Raw genomic sequence first — 19,290 nt, 5'->3', positions numbered from 1 at the left:
AACAGGGCGCCGGCACCTCGATCGCGGCCTTCTCGGTCATCACCTCGGCGATGATCTGGTCTTCCGCGACCACGTCGCCCGGTGCGACGTACCACTTCAGCACTTCGGCCGAGACGGTGCCTTCGAAGAACGTAGGGCCCTAACAGCAGCTTGGGTTCGGTCATCAGCACATAGTTTATTTAGAATATTACGAACGTGGGTCTTCACAGTACCAACTGTAATGTAGAGTTTTTCGGCAATTTGCCCATTGCTACACCCAGCTACAATCAACTCCAGGATTTCCAGTTCCCGTTGAGTCAAGGGGTATGTTTCCAAAACTTGCTCGTATTCTGACGCCAACGCCTCAATTTTTACAGTCTTCGGCGTTTTATCAGAACCTTGGCTCTCTCCAGGAATACCTTGCCGCATCTTCCGCAATACCACGTTGGCAATTGCCGGATCAATCCAAGAATTACCGCCGTGAGTTGCTTGGATAGCCTCAGTTAATTTACTGATGCTTGTTTCTTTCATGTAATAAGAATCAGCACCCGCCGCGAAGGCTGCAAGTACAGCATCCTCTGTGTGATCCATTGTCAGGATCAAAATCTTCGTTGTCGTTTGCCCAGTTTCAGCTTGGTGGCGTTTGAATTTTCGGGTGAGTTCAATGCCATCCATATCAGGCAAACCGATATCTACAACAGCTACATCTGGCTTTGCCGTTTCCAAAAGCTTTAGTCCTTGGGTAGCATTTGCGGCTTCGCCAATTACTTTCAATGCGCTGTGAGACTGTAATGCTGCTCGTAGCCCCATTCGCGTTAAGTCATGATCTTCAATTAAAATAATGCTAATTTCATTCATCGCTACACTCGCTCTTATGCTGTTTGCATCTTTCAAAGTATTACTTTTTGTAAGTGCTATCTTTTATTTTACCATACCAAAGATAGATGATATTTTAACCTGTCTGCATCCACCGATAGAAAGAAGAAATCTCACGTTTTTTAACATTTAGATAGAGAATAAATCTAGCTAGAGATATATAGATCCTTGCACAATAAGTATGAAAGATTGAGACTAATGCCAAATTGCTCCTCCTTTAGTAAAAATTGAGCTTTCAGTTGCCATGTTCCATTAGTTAATTACTATTATCTTGCATAAAGCTTACCAAAATGGACAAATTACAAAAGGTAAAAATTACCTTTCGAGAAAGTGAACGCTGGTTCCGAGCAATTTTTAACCAAACCTTTGGATTCATCGGATTGATGCAGCTGATGGGCATCTTCATGGAAGGGAATCAGACGGCGTTAAAAATTGGTGGAATTACTAGCAGCGAAGTAATTCGTTGTCTTTTGGGGGAAGCTTGTTGAGCGGTTGGGTTTTTTGTTAGTTTTTCCACATAAGGTGAAAAGTCAGGCTCAATGGTGGACAATCTCAAAAGAAATTCAAGCACAACTACAAAGGGTAATAACTCGTGCGTTCAGATGGTTAGGGACTTACGGTTCACAAGTTAAACACTTCAGTAATCAAAGCCGAAAAGTATTCTTTTTAATACCAAAAATTTTGCAATAACTTGGTATTATTTCTGATGTTAACTAGAAGGTTTTGGTATTTTTCCGAACAGTGGAAGGCTGCGATCGCCAGCAAAATACTAACACAGGTCTGGCGCTCATTAAGAAAATTCTCGAAATTTCAGGAGGTAGGATTACTTCAGATTCACAAGATGGTATAGGAAATTACTATTTTATTTACTTAGTCTAACCAATATGATGAGTAGACTTGCTCAAGCTTATGGTACGCAGCAATGGTGTGCAACTCTCACCAATGGCTGACGACGGTCGCTTGCTGACTCAATTACAATTGTTTTAAGCTTAGTAAAAGTATTTTATTTTACTTTATACCAGCTATGTTTGCTGCGTTCAGGTCAATAGTTTTCGGTTTGTTAATTACTAATTGTTTTAGAATCATTGGTCATTTGCTAGGAGTTTAATTTCAATCCTCTAGGAAATTAACCAGCTTGAGGATACAACAGACTGCATTTAACCCAAAGAAATGCCCGAAAGAGTAATTAACATACTACTAGTGGAGGACAACGAAGTTGATGTAATGAATATCAAACAGGCATTCAATAAAGTTAATATTATTAATTCAACCAGTATTGGATATTGTGCGAAATGCCTTAGTCAATAAAGTTACAGATTTTATATGTCTGAAAATATTATATTTAGTTAGATGATCTGAAAAAAGGAATGTTATACATCAACCTATGTTTAGCGGCAAAAATAAAAAACGATGGAAGATACGCTGAAAATTTTGGTTGTAGATGATGATGAAGTAGACCGGATGGCAGTCCGTTATGCCCTGACTAAAGCAGGTATTCAAATGGAACTATCTGAAGTAGGCAATGGCAATGATGCATTTTCTATTTTAAGCACTACTGCCTATGATTGTGTTTTCCTGGGCTATCGCTTAATAACTCAGGATGCACTAACCTTAATTCAACAGTTACGTTCTTCGGAAATTAAAGTTCCTTTAGTAGTCCTAACTAGTCAAGAAGATGAACAAACTGCTGTGCAATTATTCAAAGCTGGTGCTACAGACTATCTTTCTAAGTCTAGGGTATCTCCAGAAAACTTGGTACAAGTTTTGCGGAGTGCAATTAGGGTTTATCGGGCTGAGATACAGGTAGCTTTGGCAAAAGACCAGCTTAAAGAAAGTCATGAACAACTTATTCGTAAGAACCAAGAATTGGAGAGACAACAGCAACAGCTTCAAATGCAAAACTTTAAGCTATCAGAGGCATCAGTGCTAAAATCACATTTTTTGGCAACTATGTCCCACGAACTTAGAACGCCGATGAATGCGATTATTGGTTTTTCGCAAATACTGCTGCGTCCTAAGTTCGGTCAACTAACGCACCAGCAAGCAGATATGGTTGAGCGCATCTTGAATAATGGAAAGCATTTGCTGATGCTAGTCAATGAAGTTCTTGACTTTTCCAAACTGGAGGCAGGACGATTAGACTTAAAGGCGGAAATATTTGATGTCTTAAAGGTAATAAATCTTGCTGTAGGTGAAATGCGTTCCCTAGCTGACGCCAAAAACCTATCATTATTAGTGCAAACCGATTTGCAAAATAGTTTGGTATTTAATGATCCAGTTCGTGTCAAACAGATTTTAATTAACCTGCTCTCCAATGCCATTAAGTTCACAGAGTCAGGTGAAGTTTGCGTTGAAGTTAAGGAACTACCTGCAAATCGAGTGACAATTATTGTTCGGGATACAGGTATTGGCATAGCACCGAGAGATTTTAAACGTATTTTTGAAGCATTTCGACAAGTTGATCAAAGTCTGACTCGTAAATATCCAGGTACAGGGTTGGGTTTGGCAATTATAGATTCACTGGTGCGAATGATGGGCGGCAAAATATTTCTTGAGAGCAAATTAGAGGTTGGTTCAATGTTTAAAATTGAATTGCCGCGTCAAATCACATTATCGGCTGTAGGAGGCGATGCTCAATCTTTATCGGTAGATAGCAACCAGGTTTTTTCCCCTGCTAAAAATCCGCATCATTCATCTTCTCAAGCTAGGCAAGCACCAATAGGATATCCTAAATTTAAACTATAAATTACTTTCAAAAAAACTGATAAAAGTTGATAAATTATGTCTGTAGTTGAAAATAGTAGAATTTATCGAATTCTCGCAGTTGACGATACTCCAGATAATCTCATTTTGGTTCAAGCAATTTTAGAAAGTGAAGGGTATGAAATTGATTTGGTTTCAGATGGAATAAAAGCTTTGCGGCAAGTTGAACAATCTCCACCCGATCTGATTCTGTTAGATGTGATGATGCCAGGGATAGATGGTTATGAAGTCACACGTCGGATTCGGAATAACCCAGCAATTAGTTATATTCCAATTCTGCTGATTACAGCCTTTCACGAATCCAGTGTTGTCGAAGGTTTGGATGCTGGTGCTGACGATTTTATTCGTAAACCATTTGATACTGATGAACTATTGGCAAGGGTGCGATCGCTGTTACGTCTCAAGCACAGTTTGGACGAACAACAAAAAATGGCCCGCCAACGGGAGGACTTTGTTTCCCGTCTGACTCATGATTTGCGAACTCCCTTAGTAGCCGCCGATCGCATGTTGAATTTGTTTGAGATGGAAACATTCTGCAAAATTTCGCCGGAAATGAAACAGGCGATCGCGGTTATGATTCGCAGTAACCAAAATTTAATGGAAATGGTGAATACCCTCCTAGAAGTCTATCGCTTCGAGGCAGGTAAAAAAACCTTGAATTGGGAGGAATGCGATTTACGTGAGATATCTCAAGAAGTAGTGAGCGAACTAAGTCCTCTAACTAGTGAAAAAGGTTTGACTCTAAAAATAGACACCCGTGAATTAGATCCACTGGGTAAAAATGCAGGTATTATTATGGGCGATCGCTTGGAGCTACGGCGGGTGATAAACAACCTGATTGCAAATGCCATCAAATTTACAGATACAGGAGGCATTACAATCCGCATTTTTGAAACACCACCTAATTCAGAAAATCCAGATTCGGTAACAATCGAGATCCAAGATACAGGATATGGGATTGCGCCCGAAGATCAGGCAACAATTTTCGAGCGATTTCGCCAAGGCAAACATAAACGCTCAGGTAGTGGTTTAGGGCTACATCTATCCCACCGGATTATAGAAGCACACGCAGGAACTATCAAGGTCACCTCTGAACTAGGTAAAGGTAGTTTGTTCACTATGCAACTACCTAAAAACATTTAAGTCCTTCACCTTCACCTTCATATTTTTATGCTCGACTGCTAATCCTGACAAACCTTCAAAGCTGGGTAAGGGACGAATTTTCTTGCCAACCCACTGCGAATTATAGCCTCTAATTCCTCGAGCATATAGGGCTTGCTGATGTAATCAATAAATAAGTAATCAAAGCTATTTACTATTAAAATCTGTACTAAAGTTGGTGTAGTGGATAGTGAACTACCTACACCGCCCTTGCGGGTCGGTGTAGGCTTCCGGTTTCAACGACAACAGCCTTTCCACCTTGTGGCTTATTGGTCTTACGCTGCCTCGACTCGGCAATAACGGGGTTCCCTCCGCCATTGTTTTGTAATATCCGTATGCCTTCAGTTCTGATATTTAATGCTGCATTTGCATCACGGTCGTGAGTAGCTTGACATTTTGGGCAATCCCATTCACGAATATCGAGCGTTAACTGATCAACAATATGACCGCAGCATGAACAAGTTTTAGAACTGGGGAAGAATCTATTAATTTCTACAAGTTGACCATCTCTGGCTTTCAACTTGTAGTCTAGGAAATTAAGAAACATTCCCCAACCCACGTCGGATATTGATTTTGATAGCTTCCGGTTTCGTACCATTCCCTTAACGTTGAGATTTTCTACAGCGATGATTTGGCTTTCATCTACCAGCTTTCTACTTAGTTTATGTAAGAAGTCTTGGCGGGAATTGGCAACTCTTTCATGAACCTTTGCTACGAGTTTTCTGTATCGATTTCTAGAATTACTACCAAGAAATTTTCGTGCAAGTTTCTTTTGTTTACGTGCTAGGTTTTGTTCATGACGTTTTAGGTGTTGAGGATTAGAGTACTTTGTAATCTGACTACCATCATGAACAATAGCAAAGTCTTTGATTCCGAGGTCAATACCAAGTATTTTGTCCCCAGATGGTATTGATTTACCATCAACGTATTCAATTAAGATAGATGCAAAATACTTATCTGTAGGAGTCTTGACTATTGTACAAGTTTTGATATTTCCATTAATCGGTCTATGGAGTACTGCTTTAACGACACCAATCTTGGGAATATCCAAACAATCCCCAACCACATTGACATTTTGCGGGTATTGAATTGATTGCCTGTGATGTTTTGACTTGAACTTCGGAAACTTGGCTCTGCCTTGAAAAAAATTAGAGTAAGCTTTGTTGAGATTTCTTGCTACACATTGCAATACTGCTGAGTAGCAATCAGTTTTTAACCAAGGGTAATATTTTTTCAGTTGAGGTAAATAAGCCTTGTAAACGTTCAGCTTTAATGATTTACCTGTTTCTTGATAGTGTTGAATGCAAGCATTTAAAGAATAATTCCAATACCATCTTGCACAACCAAAAGACTTGGCTAGAGCTTCCTCTTGTTCAGTTGTTGGGTATAGCCTGACCTTTGCTGCTTTCAACACTTTTATCACCTCCTTAATTTAATTAACTGAAATCATGTTAACCTAAATGCAAATACATTGTGTAGGCATTTATGAAAAACAAAGCATTAAATTTACGAATATCTGAACGGAGATTAAATAAGCTACGGCTATATTCAGCGTGGAAGGATAAAACGATGACCCAAATTGTAGAAGAATTTATAGATTCTCTACCCCAACCACAAGAACTTGGCAATTCCTCAAACACCCCACTCCCGCGTTAATCTTCGATTAACATAGGTCGGGGATGTTTTCGTCATTGCCCCAAAATTCATCTCATCACTCCCCTTCGGGTGAGTGAGAGGCTTCTTTTGGATTTAGCTAAATTACTCAGGATAATAATTTTCAATACGTACTATAAAGTTTTGTTGAACTAAGCTTGATTTTATCCATTTTTTTCGCAACACAATACTCCTGCGGAGTCGTTGCATAAATGCCTAAGCTGAAACCTATGTGATATCATGTCCGCATAAATAGTTACGCTAACCACAGTCATTACACCCCACCCCCAACCCCTCCCGAAGAGCGGGGAGGGGAGACAAAGCATAGCTTTGGCGGGGTGGGGTTCTTCGGGTTTAATAAGTAATCAAGCGGACATGATATGAAACGGTAGTTTTACTTTTTGAACTTCATCGATAATCTATGACAGCTAGGGTTTTGTCGGATAGAAGAAGAATTCAGAATTCAGGAGCGGAGCCGGAGACGCTCCGCCGAGGCGTCAGAATCAAGACGCTCGTTCCTCGCTAACCATATATGGATCAATATTCGTATCATTCTATGGATAGTAGAAATAACTATTTTACAAAGTTATTATTCAGCCTATTAATGCCTGAAAAACGTGTATGCGCCCTGGAATGATACCCAGGGTTTTTTTTATCAAAACTCAGATAAGTCAAAGATAGACTCTCATCGGAATAGAGGTAAATTGACCAAATAATTACTAATTCGTAATGACGCTCGTCATTACGAATTAGTAATTATTTTGACTCTTCGAGCCATCTCCCACGGCGAGCCAGTCGCTTATCAGCTTTTAGAATATTTGGATACGGCCTATAGCAGGATGAACTAAAGCAAGGGTCAGTTTAAATTAATCTTGGTGTAGTAAATGCTTGGTATATATAGAGGCTTGGTTAAACCAAGCCTTTTATTATGACTGATTAAGTAATTATGTATCAGTCTTCAGGATATTTGGATACAGTCTCTAACAAGATGAACTGCTAGAAAAGTAAGTTTAAATTAATTTGGGATCTTTGCCTAACCCTCTTTTATGACTCTGACGAGATAAAAATCAGAAACCAATGTTTCTGATTAGTTTTTAGAAATCTAAGCGTAGGTTGAGGAGCCACTGCGCCCTTGCGGTTTCCCGACTTGTACCCCTGCGGGGATCTTGCTACGCGCAGCGTCTCCCCAAGGGAAGAAGCAAGTGGCGTTTGAGGAACGTAGACTCAACACCAAGAATCCAAGATAGGTGTTGGGTAACACGAATATTCAACCCAACCTTGTATCCAACCTTGTATCTTAGAAGAAGTGGTAGACCGTCCCAACCTTGGTCATCAGGGGGACTACAGGGGGGTTAAAACGATCTCAAATTCTCACGAATGATTTAGGACTGCTATATAGGACTTACGCAAAAGTACACGCACTCAGGGGCAATTCATGAATTGCCCCTACGTGAAATAAGGGTTTCGGCTATTGTTTGCGTAAGTCCTGCTATATAAGCAACAGATACCTCGAAGTCGTGTTGAGGTACCTGATATCTTGCAGCATTCTCGATTAGCACCATCGCCCGCCCAGAAATAAATTTCTGGGCTGATAGCTAAAGTCCACTCAAGTGGACTAAAACCCTTGTTCAGTCTTCAATAGATAGACTTTAGCTATTAGCCTCAGAATGAATTCTGAGGCGGTTGTTGGGACTGGTGCAAGATTTAAGGTACTTAAAAGTCGTGTTGAGGTACTTCAAAGTCGTGTTGAGGTACTTCAAAGTCGTGTTGAGGTACTTCAAAGTCGTGTTGAGGTACTCCAAAGTCGTGTTGAGGTACTCCAAAGTCGTGTTGAGGTACTCCAAAGTCGTGTTGAGGTACTCCAAAGTCGTGTTGAGGTACTCCAAAGTCGTGTTGAGGTACTCCAAAGTCGTGTTAAGGTACTCCAAAGTCGTGTTGAGGTACTCCAAAGTCGTGTTGAGGTACTCCAAAGTCGTGTTAAGGTACTTCAAAGTCGTGTTGAGGTACTTCAAAGTCGTGTTGAGGTACTTCAAACTTTGTCGCACCGCGATTAAGTACACAGGTGCGACGCCGTAAGCGTTGCGGTAGCGAGTCAGACGCTCCTGCGTCGCTCTAAGCGAAGCCATGCCGAAGGCTTTACGCTGCGCTATCGAGCGTCATAGCCCGCCAACTCTTGGAGACGCACTCGCGTTCGGCATCGCTTTCATAAATCTCCACAAACAAAGCGATGTCTACGACGGGCTATTCGGCGTCACTTGACTTTTAAAACAGTCGCTACAATTATTTTATTTTTTCAGAGTAATAAAAGAGCGCTAACTAGACAATTGCAAAATCATCATCATGTTTATGCGTTAATTGCATTAATACGGATTTACAATAGTTCCACAGATGCGATTCTAATATCAGGGAATAAAGATGGATACCCCTGGTGTTGACCAGGGGCTTTTTATTAGGTAGCTACGCCTTAAACGTCAACACCGGACTTAATCGCGTTACAGCGTCCACCATTTCTGCTTCAACCTGCACATCAATCACAGACTGAATCGGTTTATAGGCAAAGGGTGCTTCTTCAATTCGGCGTTCTTGACGCAGGGTGATGCAGTCTACCCCGGTTAATCCCAGTTCAGCCTCACTTTGAGATGCACCTCTGCGGTTGAGGTCGAAGCGAGAATGAATTCTTCCGGCCCCAATACCGTTCGGTTAAGGAATTTTTTGGTTGAGGCAGGCTGTTCTTGAGCAGGGGGAGAAGAGAAGCTGTTCTTGAGAGAAGAATTGCTGAACAATAACCTTCTTTCCTCAAGAGCCTCCCCTGCCTCCCCTGCCTCCCCTGCTTATCCGAACGGTATTGCTTCCGGCCCCATGTGAGGCAGAATTACAAAATGCTGGATTACCTCTACCCACCATCAGATAAGAATAAGCACCCATTGAACCAGGGATAATCACTGGTTGCCCTACATGGGCTGGACTTGCACCTTTGCGTGTTACCCATCTCTGACCTTTTGGCAAGGTGATGTTATGCGGCAAGTCATAAACTAGAGGTGCTTTCACATCTTTGTATACTTCTCGCAAACGCAGACGTAGCAGTTCTGCTAACAACAGGCGATTAATAACACACAGTTTCATCGGATGACAAGTGTTTTGTAGTACGTTGTATTTTTGATGGACAACGGTTACTCAGTGAAACCAAAGTTGTAAAGAAATTTGAAGTTTAACGAAAAACTTTTAAAAATCTCTAGACTCTCCAGCCGGCTAGAGAGTCTAGGATGAATTCAAGGCGACTCTCTTTCCAGTTATTTCTGATGTGTGAGAGATACGTCTCAGTGATCCTGCTCGATCTGGCTAAGTTGTTCATTTTATCCCGTAAATCTATGACTCTCCAACTCACAGTTCCCAACATGGCTTGTTCTGCTTGTGCAAGCACCATCACCAAAGCACTTCAGGCAGTCGATGCCAATGCTAGCGTTCAGGCCGATCCAACAACCAAGCTTGTCAGTGTTGAAACTCAAGCATCAGAAACAGCAATTAAGGAAGCGTTAGCTGCTGCTGGCTATCCAGTTGCTAACTAATTCGTAATTCGTAATGACGCTCCTACGGACGCTCGTTCCTCGCTACCGCTTCGCTAACGCTAACGCTGCGCTAACGTAATTCGTAATTGTTGGGGAAGCACTTGCGCGTAATTGTCTTTCTTGGCGGTATTGAATTAGTTGAGGTCTAAATCCACAAATAATTTAATTACGAATTACTTTAAGATCCTCCCACATCAATCACAGGGGTTCATCTAGTTATGGATACTCTCACACTCAAACTTCGAGGCATGAGTTGTGCCGCTTGTGCCAACAACATCGAAAAGGCAATTCGCTCTGTTTCTGGAGTAAGGGATTGCAACGTTAACTTTGGAGCAGAACAAGCTACCATCAAATACGATCGCTCTCTAGCTAATTTAGAGAAAATCCAAAGTGCGATCGCATCTGCGGGATACTCTTCTTACTCACTCCAGGAAGAATTGCTGACTGAAGAAGATGATGCCGAGAAAGTGAGTAGGCAAGCATTACAACGCGAACTCTCCCTCAAGGTAGTGGTGGGAGGTGTAATCAGCATTTTCCTATTTTTAGGGTCGTTGCCCATGATGACTGGGTTGAACTTACCCTTAATTCCAAGCTTCCTGCAAAATCCTTGGATACAGTTAGTGCTGACAACACCCGTCGTGTTCTGGTGTGGTGGATCTTTTTACCGCAATGGCTGGAAATCCCTCAAGCGCCATACGGCGACGATGGACAGCCTGATTGCTTTGGGTACAAGTGCAGCATATCTATATTCTTTGTTTGTCACTTTTTTCCCAAAATTTTTTATTGCTCAGGGCTTAATACCTCATATTTATTACGAAGTAGCCGCCATTGTCATTACCTTAATTTTGTTGGGGCGGTTGCTGGAAAATCGCGCTAGGGGGCAAACTTCTGAAGCCATCCGCAAACTCATCGGATTGCAAGCTAGAGATGCCAGAGTCATCCGTGATGGAATAGAAATTGATGTTCCCATCGCCGAAGTCAGAATTAACGATGTGATTTTGGTGCGTCCTGGTGAAAAGATTCCCGTAGATGGTGAAGTGATTACAGGCGCTTCGACGGTAGATGAAGCGATGGTGACGGGTGAAAGTTTGCCAGTTAAAAAGCAGCCAGGAGATGAGGTGATTGGGGCGACAATTAACGGTGCGGGTGCTTTTCAGTTTCGGGTGACACGAGTCGGAAATGATACGTTTTTGGCTCAAATCGTCAAACTAGTGCAACAAGCCCAAGGTTCTAAAGCACCAATTCAGCGCTTGGCAGATCAGGTGACAGGATGGTTTGTACCAGTTGTGATTGCGATCGCGATCGCCACTTTTGTCATTTGGTTTAATTTCACTGGCAACCTCACCCTAGCAACAATGACAACGGTAGGTGTACTAATTATTGCTTGTCCTTGTGCTTTGGGTTTAGCTACCCCCACTTCTGTAATGGTGGGGACGGGCAAAGGTGCAGAAAATGGCATTTTGATTAAAGGCGCTGACAGCTTAGAACTAGCACACAAAATTCAAACCATCGTTCTAGATAAAACTGGCACTTTGACTCAGGGTAAACCTACGGTTACAGACTTTGTAACTATCAATGGCACAGCTAATGGTAATGAAATCAAGCTTTTACAGTTAGCAGCAACGGTGGAACGAAATTCTGAGCATCCTTTAGCTGAAGCTGTGGTGAAATATGCCCAGTCTCAAGAAGTGAGTTTAACAGAGGTAAAGAACTTTCAGGCTAATGCAGGTAGTGGTGTCCAAGGAGTTGTTTCAAATCAGCTTGTGCAAATTGGTACACAACGCTGGTTAACAGAACTTGGAATTAACACCATAACTGTCCAGCAGTATAAAGATGACTGGGAAGCGGCTGGTAAAACAGTCATTTTGATTGCTGTAGATGGCGAACTGCAAGGAATAATGGGTATTGCCGATGCCCTCAAACCTTCCTCAACAGCAGTAGTGAAAGCTTTACAGAAGTTAGGTTTAGAAGTAGTAATGCTTACCGGAGATAATCGTAAAACTGCGGAAGCGATCGCAGGGCAAGTTGGCATCCAGCGAATCTTTGCCGAAGTACGTCCAGATCAAAAGGCAGCGATTATCCAATCTTTGCAAGGGGAGATAAAGAAATTTCCCAAATCCAAAATCCAAAATCGTTCGACTGAGCGTAGTCGAAGTCCAAAATCTAAAATTGTCGCAATGGTAGGCGATGGTATAAATGATGCCCCAGCCCTAGCACAAGCTGATGTGGGAATTGCTATTGGAACGGGAACAGATGTAGCGATCGCAGCTAGCGATATCACTCTGATTTCTGGCGATTTGCAAGGAATTGTTACGGCTATTCAACTTAGTCGCGCCACCATCAACAATATCAGGCAAAATCTCTTTTTTGCCTTTATTTACAACGTCATTGGTATTCCCATTGCGGCTGGAATCCTGTTCCCCATCTTTGGTTGGTTACTCAATCCAATTATCGCCGGCGCTGCGATGGCTCTTTCTTCGCTGTCTGTTGTTAGCAATGCCCTCAGATTGCGTAACTTTCAACCAAAAGCTATCTCATAATTTCAGGATAATTTCGGAAATGTTCAGTAAAAAAATGCTTTGGGGAAGCCTTACAGCTTTAGTGCTTCTCACTGGAACATCAGGCGTAGCTTTAGCAGAAATGCCAGCCCACTCGCCACAAAACAGCCAATTTCATCATATTGAGCAACCTTTGGGCTTGAAAGTTGGGGTTGCGATCGCAGGTTTAGCCTTGATTGGACTTGAGTTTTGGTGGTTTCTTCTTTATAAAAGTCCTGAGTCCTAGATGAAGAACAAAGAAATTGCTTTATTTTTTAATTTTTAATTCCGTCCTGCGGTACTAGTGTTTTGAATGATGGGGCAAATTGTATCCTCATGCTGTCCGTCCATATTCTTCCAGCCTGAAAGTAATCCCTTTATTTCAGACCGTAAAGTTAACAACTGATCAATTTGGTGATCAATTTGCAAGAGCTTCTCTTCGAGCTTTTCTTCAATTTCACCACAGGGAGCTTGTCCTTGGTCATAAACCTGAAGAATATTTCCAATCTCCTCTAAGCTAAGACCAAGATTTTGTGCCCTTTTAATGAACGCTAGACGAGTCAGCACATCCAATGAAAACTGACGGAAGCCTCCTTCTGTTCGTCTTGATGATTTAATTAAGCCTAAACTCTCGTAATAGCGAATTGTCCTAATGGGGATTTTGCTTATATCTGTTACCTGACCAATTAAAAGCAGTTTTGTCTCCTGAGTTAACACGGCAGATTTTCCCAATTCTTGTAATTATTATTACATATTTTTCTAATTCCTGAAGTTATTTGATTAAGCAAAATGTTGGTATCAGTAGTTTAAATTTTAATCTAATTAGGGACTTCCAAATAAAAAAATATCCCACTGTTCACAGTCAACAGTCAACAACTCCAAGCGGTTGTTTTTATTTCTTGGAGTTCCCTTAGAGATATTACTAAGTTTTAATTTTCCAAATATCTATTCTGAATGGATATTAGTTTACATAAGCTGATATTTAGTTAACCTAATTTTAACATTTTTAATAAAATCCACTCAATATTTCACCTCTTTAATTTGCTCCATGTATTGGGTAACTGTTTGTCATAGTACTGAAAGTAACTGTTTTTTTCTAGTTCTCATGTTACTTCTAGATCAACAGCTTCACCTCAAGTGAAACCATAAAAATGAATCTCAACTCGCAGACTTTTAGCTCAACCCGTAAACCTAAAAACTTCAATAATCCAGAGCATTTTATTGAGGGATGGTATTGGGTAATACCCTCTCGAAATCTGCGGGTGGGTGAAGTAAAACCTGTCACTATTTTGGGCAGAGAACTAGTAATTTACCGTGGTAAAGACAAAAGAGTAGCTACCTTTGATGCCTACTGTCCACACATGGGCGCTCACCTTGCTGAAGGCAAAGTTGAGGGTAATGCACTACGTTGTTTTTTCCACCACTGGAAGTTTGATGCTGAGGGGATGTGTATTGATATTCCATGTTTAGATACACCGCTTTCCCTAAAGTTACAAACTTGGCCCACTGCGGAGAAGTACGGGATGATTTGGGTTTGGACTGGAGAAATACCACAACAACCCTTACCTTTTGTTCCAGAGTTGGAACAAAAAGAGTGTGATGTCGCCATCCATTCTCATTTTGTGATGAACTGTCACCCCAATGTGGTGATGATTAACCCCATCGATGGTCAACACCTCAATACAGTTCACAAACTGCCAATAGAAATTATTTTTGAAAGACAGGAACTGAACGAGAATGCAATTATCTTCAGTAATATTACACCCATCAAAGACAATTCCTCTGTCATTAAGCTCATCCGTCTTTTCTACAAAAATGCCATAACTTACAGTATTTGCTATTGGTACGGTAGCATTAGCATTGTGACACTTGGCCCCGATTTCTTCCATGTCCACACGATGTTAGCAGTTCGCCTCCACGAAGGGGGAAAAGCTGAAGGTCAAATCTTGTTGATCGCTAAGAAACGTAAAGGAATTTTTGGTTGGTTATGCAATCGAATTGTGCTATGGCTGACCAAGATTGCAGGTAAGTTCTTTTTTATGGGTGACATCAAGGTTCTGCAAACAATTCAGTTTGATTTGAAAACTCCCATCAAAGTAGATCAGCCAATCATGCAGTTTATTAACCATGTTGAAAAACAGCAATCTCTAATGTGGGGGACTTGGCAAGAAGTGCGATCGCGCGATGTGGAGAGCAAGCCCAAGCGTGAGAGATGGCAAGATACAATGAGTAATGATTAATATCATGTCTATATGCCTAGAATTCCGTCAGGGTACTTGGTCATTTAAACATACACGAAATCATACCATTGTCAACAATCTTTGCAAGAAATGAATCGGCTCTAGGGGTGTACAGTTGTACGCCCCTAAAAATGTAGATATAGCAGGTATTTTGTCAAATGGTATAACAATTAATAAAGGTTAAAAGTTCAATGAAATTAGGACTTACGCAATGTACAAATGCATCGTGATGTGCATTACCTAAAATGGGAAGTTTTCAGGCTTTTCTTAATTATCCTGCGATCGTAAATAGATGATGCTGTAGGGACACAGCAATGCTGTGCCCTTACGAAAGATATGGTTTTTAACCTTAATACATATTTGGTATTTCTTGTCAATGCGTAAGTCCTAGAAATTACTTTTAACTTTTAATTTATTTTTTACTAGGCTACCAGATAAATAAAAAGAAGTGGCAAAGCCACTTCCTAATTCCCAGGTAGAACCTAAGTCATGAGTATAACGACTACAAAAATTTGAAATAGTATAAACAAACACCAATTAACTTAATATCTATGTTTTTCTTGTTTACTAGGTCAGGAAATCCTGATTTTTATCAGGCAAATAACTGTATATTTACATAGTCTCATGGTTGCAATGCAGACTCAATTTTATCCATAGTCAATTATGACAGTTGCATCAGGATTTTGATTTACCTGGGCGATGATTTAGCAATCTGGTTTACTGTGTTTGGTTTCAATAGCTGAAACATCACAACGACACGAGATGTCACTTCTGTAATTTCTTCTGTCAGTAATTTACCAGTTCCAGACTTAGTATAAGAACGTCGTCTTCATAGTCCCTCTACGCTTTAGCAAACTGATGTTTAGCATACCACTACTCACTTGGGTTGAGTACAACGATAATTTCTGCTAGCCTGATTCCCAGAGGTTTCCAATGGGGATTGCTAGAAGAAAAAGTGCGATCGCCTGACAGTGCTTTATAATCATTGGGATATTTCTGAGCAGTATCTACTCGTAGGATGAGTTTGCCCTGATAGCTAGATAATCGGCTACTATCCAACAAAATCGTGCCGCCGTAATCCCACGCCAATCCATAGAGTTTAAAGTCAGCTAACTTCTTACGTAACTCGCTCAATGGGGTTCCGACACCGATACCTTCGCGGGTTTTCCAAGTTGAACCCAGGTTACGCACATCTAGAGGTTTAGTACGAGTATTATCACTTTACGGATTCCCGATTTCTGAACAATTTTATTTCATCGCTCTAGTTGCGTTGAAAATTGCAAGTATTGCTACTCCCACATCAGCGAATACTGCTTCCCACATTGTCGCTACGCCTAAAATACCCAATCCAATAAATACAGCTTTAATTGCTAAGGCAAAAGCGATATTTTGCCAAACAATTCTGCGGGTTTTTCTGGCAATTTGTATTGCTTCTGCCACTTTTGAGGGTGCATCTGTCATAATCACAATATCGGCAGTTTCTATCGCTGCATCTGAGCCTAAGCCACCCATTGCTATACCAACATCTGCTCTAGCAATCACTGGCGCATCATTAATGCCATCCCCAACAAAAGCAACTTTACTATGCTTACCAACGGTGCTGAGTAATTTCTCAATGGCATTGACTTTTTCCTCTGGTAATAACTCTGCTTCGTAAGCATCTATACCTAACTGTTGAGCAATCCGCGATGCGATCGCTTGATTATCTCCTGTCAACATTACTGTTTTCTCTACACCCATTCCTTTGAGTGCTTGAATAGCTTGTCTGGCATCTTCTTTCACTTCATCAGCAATGACAATATACCCAGCGTAAATATTATCTACTACTAGATGAATAACTGTTCCCTCTAACTGGCAATTATCATGAGTAATATTCTCTCTATGTAATAGGCGATCGCTTCCCGCTATCACTACCCGATTTTCAACCTTGGCTTTAATTCCATAGCCTGCTATCTCTTCATAATCTCTCACCTCAAATTCATCGATTTTTTCACCATAAGCATTACGGATAGATTGAGCGATGGGATGATTTGAGTGCAATTCTACTTTGGCAGCTAATTGGAGCAATTCTTGTTCAAGGTAGCCATTTGATGGTACTATTTTTACTACTTTAAATACCCCTTTCGTTAACGTTCCAGTTTTATCAAAAACAACTGTATTTACTGCATTTAAAGCATCTAAAAAAGTAGAGCCTTTAACCAAAATACCACGTTTAGCCGCACCTCCCACGCCTCCAAAGTAACCTAATGGAATACTGATAACTAGTCCACAGGGGCAGGAAATAACTAGTAAAATTAAGGCGCGATAAACCCATTCTAAAGAAGTTGTACCCGAAATGAATAAAGGAGGTAATAGTGCAACTCCTATAGATATAAAAACTACTATAGGCGTATAATATCGGGCAAATTTAGTAATAAACTTTTCTGTTTCTGCTTTTTTACTTTTGGCATTTTGTACCAAGTCTAAAATCTTGGCAATAGATGAGTCATCAAATAGTTTGGTTACTCTAATGCTGAGAACACCCATTTTGTTGATCATCCCAGCCAAAACTGTCTCTCCCAGTCTCACTGAGCGCGGTACAGATTCTCCAGTTAATGCAGAGGTATCGACTTGGGAATTCCCATCTATAATCTCACCATCTAAGGGAATCTTTTCCCCAGGTTTTACAACGATAATATCTCCAATATTTACTGTCTTTGGGGATACTTTTTTTAATTCTCCCTCTATTTGAATATTGGCATAATCTGGACGTACTTCTAATAAAGCTTTGATGGAATTACGGGAACGACTAACGGCAATATCCTGAAACAATTCCCCAATTTTATAAAATAACATGACTCCGACAGCTTCGGGTAATTTATGAATTGCGATCGCCCCTAATGTCGCTGTTGCCATCAAAAAGGTTTCATCGAATACTCTACCTTTGAGGATATTGCGCCCAGCAGTTTTTAAAACACTCCATCCACTTAATAGATAAGCAGGGATGAAAAGCAGATATTCACCTATTGAGTAGAATGTATTGTGTAATTGATTTTCAAAAATTACACCAGGCGCATATAAACTTAAAATTACTACCAAAGGTAATACCTCATTTTTCAGATTGAATTCTCCACCGTGGTCGTGATTGTGGTCATGGTTATGATTCTCATCATGATTGTGATTATGATCATGGTTATGATTCTCGTGATGGTCATGTTCACAGTTGCAACAACCTGAAGATTCTGAATGTAGTTTTCGCTTCATTTTTTCTGTTGAGGCTAGTAAATTACTTGATATATGAGCCTTTTACCAAATGTAATGAAAAAAAGAACTTTTTTCAAGTTGATAATTTAAGAACGAGAATCTATCTCAGATTTATTGCTAAATATTTATCTTATCTTTTGGTTTAAATTAAGATTTATAATCTTGTAAAGACAGCTATACTGATTTTTAATTGTATAGAATAATGTCAAGATATAACTTTTGTTCGTAGTGAACAATTTATCGCTCTGCATAAGATTTCAAAGAGAAAGAGTTGCTTGCATCAAGCCAACAATCACCATCTTGTGGATATAGAGCGGATTTAAATTTTGTGAAGTATACTACTTAGGTTTCAAATCTAGACATCAAGCCTGTTTGACTGCTGAATTCTGCTATATAGCAGTCCTATTTGATTCGTGAAAAATATAAAATTTGAAAACGAACCGCAAAGTATTGGCTTTGGGCGCAAAGGGAAGAAAGAAGAAAGAGATATATAATTTTCACAAATGATTTAGGACTGCTATAGCAACTAATTTGTGAGCAAACTGGGTAGATAGGAAACTTTGTTGGGTAACAAGTGTCAGGCTAGCTATTCTTATGGAAAACTCACTTGAAGTTTGAAAGTGAATCGAATACCCTAAACTAGTAGACAATTTTCTCAAGGAAATTTATGAACAAAAAAATTATCTTGAATTTGCTTTCCAGTTCCTCAATTTTTGTGTCGCTGATGTCTACGCTGGCGGTATTGAATCCTGCCCATGCTAGTATTACTCAGCGATTAATGCACACACAAGACGGTCGTACTTGTATCACTAACCCACATGGTGGAAAAGATTTTGTGTGCATTCGAGATTCAGAGAGAACGCAACCTTATACCTCTACACGTTCCTCAACCATTGTCACATCAGTATCAGATGAGAATATTGCCATGTTGAACTTTACTGAGGAGGAAAGTGATGCTGCAATTCAGACATTTGGCTGTGACTGTCCATACTGTCTAAATTCTTTGCGTCAGTTGCGCGGTACTGGAAACTTAGTGTACTAAGATTGAATAGCGCTAATAGGGGCTATAACTTCTGTTAGATACACATGATTAATCACGTATAGAAAATATACGAAACCAAAAAAGCATTTTTAACTACGTACCACTACTATATATTTGGTTAAATCTAAATTCATTCTTGGGCGGTTTGTAGGGGCAATTCATAAATTAATCGCCCCTACAGCGTCTAGTTTTGTGTAAGTCCTGAGAGAAAAAGACGCACAGAAATTATC

Annotated in this window: 17 protein-coding genes and 1 pseudogene; 9 read left to right on the top strand and 9 right to left on the bottom strand. The window is 40.4% G+C overall.

Going from position 1 to position 19,290, the window contains the following annotated elements; genetic code table 11:
• Together LC586_RS41875 and LC586_RS12645 are read right to left on the bottom strand one after the other, a co-directional pair.
• On the bottom strand, positions 1-73 hold a 73-nt coding region (locus LC586_RS41875), incomplete at its 3' end, for a hypothetical protein (RefSeq protein WP_369010523.1).
• A 23-nt stretch (positions 74-96) separates the two neighbouring features.
• Positions 97-837 carry a response regulator gene (locus LC586_RS12645; protein WP_229484963.1) on the bottom strand — a complete coding sequence of 247 codons (741 nt, stop codon included), beginning with the start codon at positions 835-837 and terminating at the stop codon, positions 97-99.
• A gap of 308 nt (positions 838-1,145) precedes the next feature.
• Between LC586_RS12645 and LC586_RS12640 the strand changes: the two genes are divergently transcribed.
• From LC586_RS12640 to LC586_RS12625, 4 genes and pseudogenes are all read left to right on the top strand, one after another.
• Complete coding sequence (locus LC586_RS12640; RefSeq protein ID WP_229484961.1) at positions 1,146-1,343, top strand: PAS domain S-box protein; 198 nt, start codon at positions 1,146-1,148, stop codon at positions 1,341-1,343.
• Positions 1,344-2,025: 682 nt separating this feature from the next.
• Positions 2,026-2,121: pseudogene (locus LC586_RS12635) on the top strand (response regulator); the annotation flags it as partial.
• Positions 2,122-2,265: 144 nt separating this feature from the next.
• Positions 2,266-3,600 (top strand): ATP-binding response regulator, encoded by a 1,335-nt coding sequence (locus LC586_RS12630; RefSeq protein ID WP_229484960.1) that lies wholly within the window; start codon positions 2,266-2,268, stop codon positions 3,598-3,600.
• A gap of 36 nt (positions 3,601-3,636) precedes the next feature.
• Complete coding sequence (locus tag LC586_RS12625) at positions 3,637-4,761, top strand: hybrid sensor histidine kinase/response regulator (protein ID WP_229484958.1); 1,125 nt, start codon at positions 3,637-3,639, stop codon at positions 4,759-4,761.
• Positions 4,762-4,978: 217 nt separating this feature from the next.
• On the opposite strand, the gene LC586_RS12620 is transcribed toward LC586_RS12625, so the two are convergent.
• The 4 genes from LC586_RS12620 to LC586_RS12605 all read right to left on the bottom strand — a co-directional run bounded on the left by LC586_RS12620 (position 4,979) and on the right by LC586_RS12605 (position 9,555).
• Positions 4,979-6,193, bottom strand: coding sequence for an RNA-guided endonuclease InsQ/TnpB family protein (locus LC586_RS12620; RefSeq protein WP_229484956.1), 1,215 nt, complete (start codon positions 6,191-6,193; stop codon positions 4,979-4,981).
• A gap of 1,888 nt (positions 6,194-8,081) precedes the next feature.
• A complete protein-coding gene (locus LC586_RS12615) occupies positions 8,082-8,558 on the bottom strand; it encodes an Mce/MlaD family protein (RefSeq protein ID WP_229484948.1) in 477 nt (158 codons plus the stop codon).
• 331 nt (positions 8,559-8,889) lie between these two features.
• Positions 8,890-9,108 (bottom strand): RtcB family protein, encoded by a 219-nt coding sequence (locus tag LC586_RS12610; RefSeq protein ID WP_229484975.1) that lies wholly within the window; start codon positions 9,106-9,108, stop codon positions 8,890-8,892.
• A gap of 120 nt (positions 9,109-9,228) precedes the next feature.
• Entirely contained in the window at positions 9,229-9,555 is a 327-nt protein-coding gene (locus tag LC586_RS12605; RefSeq protein ID WP_438822892.1) for an RtcB family protein, read from the bottom strand.
• 245 nt (positions 9,556-9,800) lie between these two features.
• Between LC586_RS12605 and LC586_RS12600 the strand changes: the two genes are divergently transcribed.
• From LC586_RS12600 to LC586_RS12590, 3 genes are all read left to right on the top strand, one after another.
• Complete coding sequence (locus LC586_RS12600) at positions 9,801-9,998, top strand: heavy-metal-associated domain-containing protein (protein ID WP_229484947.1); 198 nt, start codon at positions 9,801-9,803, stop codon at positions 9,996-9,998.
• A gap of 218 nt (positions 9,999-10,216) precedes the next feature.
• Positions 10,217-12,538: a heavy metal translocating P-type ATPase gene (locus LC586_RS12595; protein ID WP_229484945.1), complete on the top strand. Its 2,322-nt coding sequence runs from the start codon at positions 10,217-10,219 to the stop codon at positions 12,536-12,538.
• Positions 12,539-12,557: 19 nt separating this feature from the next.
• The gene (locus tag LC586_RS12590; protein WP_229484932.1) at positions 12,558-12,782 is read left to right on the top strand and encodes a hypothetical protein; all 225 of its coding nucleotides are present in this window, start codon (positions 12,558-12,560) and stop codon (positions 12,780-12,782) included.
• Positions 12,783-12,817: 35 nt separating this feature from the next.
• Here LC586_RS12590 and LC586_RS12585 read toward each other — a convergent pair whose 3' ends face one another.
• The gene (locus tag LC586_RS12585) at positions 12,818-13,252 is read right to left on the bottom strand and encodes a MerR family DNA-binding protein (protein WP_229484930.1); all 435 of its coding nucleotides are present in this window, start codon (positions 13,250-13,252) and stop codon (positions 12,818-12,820) included.
• A 434-nt stretch (positions 13,253-13,686) separates the two neighbouring features.
• Between LC586_RS12585 and LC586_RS12580 the strand changes: the two genes are divergently transcribed.
• On the top strand, positions 13,687-14,775 hold the full coding sequence (locus LC586_RS12580) for an aromatic ring-hydroxylating dioxygenase subunit alpha (RefSeq protein WP_229484929.1): 1,089 nt from the start codon (positions 13,687-13,689) through the stop codon (positions 14,773-14,775).
• An 873-nt stretch (positions 14,776-15,648) separates the two neighbouring features.
• Here the strand turns inward: LC586_RS12580 and LC586_RS12575 are convergent.
• Positions 15,649-15,966 carry a hypothetical protein gene (locus tag LC586_RS12575; protein ID WP_229484927.1) on the bottom strand — a complete coding sequence of 106 codons (318 nt, stop codon included), beginning with the start codon at positions 15,964-15,966 and terminating at the stop codon, positions 15,649-15,651.
• 57 nt (positions 15,967-16,023) lie between these two features.
• Positions 16,024-18,018: a heavy metal translocating P-type ATPase gene (locus LC586_RS12570; protein WP_229484925.1), complete on the bottom strand. Its 1,995-nt coding sequence runs from the start codon at positions 18,016-18,018 to the stop codon at positions 16,024-16,026.
• 667 nt (positions 18,019-18,685) lie between these two features.
• Here LC586_RS12570 and LC586_RS12565 point away from each other — a divergent pair.
• Entirely contained in the window at positions 18,686-19,060 is a 375-nt protein-coding gene (locus LC586_RS12565) for a hypothetical protein (RefSeq protein ID WP_229484924.1), read from the top strand.
• Positions 19,061-19,290: the final 230 nt, after the last annotated feature.

The sequence above is a fragment of the Nostoc favosum CHAB5714 genome (assembly GCF_020829495.1).
Lineage (GTDB): Bacteria > Cyanobacteriota > Cyanobacteriia > Cyanobacteriales > Nostocaceae > Nostoc > Nostoc favosum.
Note: the sequence above shows the minus strand (reverse complement) of the source record. Positions and strands in the feature narration are given on the sequence as shown.

Bases quoted from the DNA above. Each gene is read 5' to 3' on its own strand.
- LC586_RS12645 (WP_229484963.1), bottom strand. From the start codon at position 837: ATGAATGAAATTAGCATTATTTTAATTGAAGATCATGACTTAACGCGA.
- LC586_RS12640 (WP_229484961.1), top strand. From the start codon at position 1,146: ATGGACAAATTACAAAAGGTAAAAATTACCTTTCGAGAAAGTGAACGC.
- LC586_RS12630 (WP_229484960.1), top strand. From the start codon at position 2,266: ATGGAAGATACGCTGAAAATTTTGGTTGTAGATGATGATGAAGTAGAC.
- LC586_RS12625 (WP_229484958.1), top strand. From the start codon at position 3,637: ATGTCTGTAGTTGAAAATAGTAGAATTTATCGAATTCTCGCAGTTGAC.
- LC586_RS12615 (WP_229484948.1), bottom strand. From the start codon at position 8,558: ATGGCTTCGCTTAGAGCGACGCAGGAGCGTCTGACTCGCTACCGCAAC.
- LC586_RS12605 (WP_438822892.1), bottom strand. From the start codon at position 9,555: ATGAAACTGTGTGTTATTAATCGCCTGTTGTTAGCAGAACTGCTACGT.
- LC586_RS12600 (WP_229484947.1), top strand. From the start codon at position 9,801: ATGACTCTCCAACTCACAGTTCCCAACATGGCTTGTTCTGCTTGTGCA.
- LC586_RS12595 (WP_229484945.1), top strand. From the start codon at position 10,217: ATGGATACTCTCACACTCAAACTTCGAGGCATGAGTTGTGCCGCTTGT.
- LC586_RS12590 (WP_229484932.1), top strand. From the start codon at position 12,558: ATGTTCAGTAAAAAAATGCTTTGGGGAAGCCTTACAGCTTTAGTGCTT.
- LC586_RS12580 (WP_229484929.1), top strand. From the start codon at position 13,687: ATGAATCTCAACTCGCAGACTTTTAGCTCAACCCGTAAACCTAAAAAC.
- LC586_RS12570 (WP_229484925.1), bottom strand. From the start codon at position 18,018: ATGAAGCGAAAACTACATTCAGAATCTTCAGGTTGTTGCAACTGTGAA.
- LC586_RS12565 (WP_229484924.1), top strand. From the start codon at position 18,686: ATGAACAAAAAAATTATCTTGAATTTGCTTTCCAGTTCCTCAATTTTT.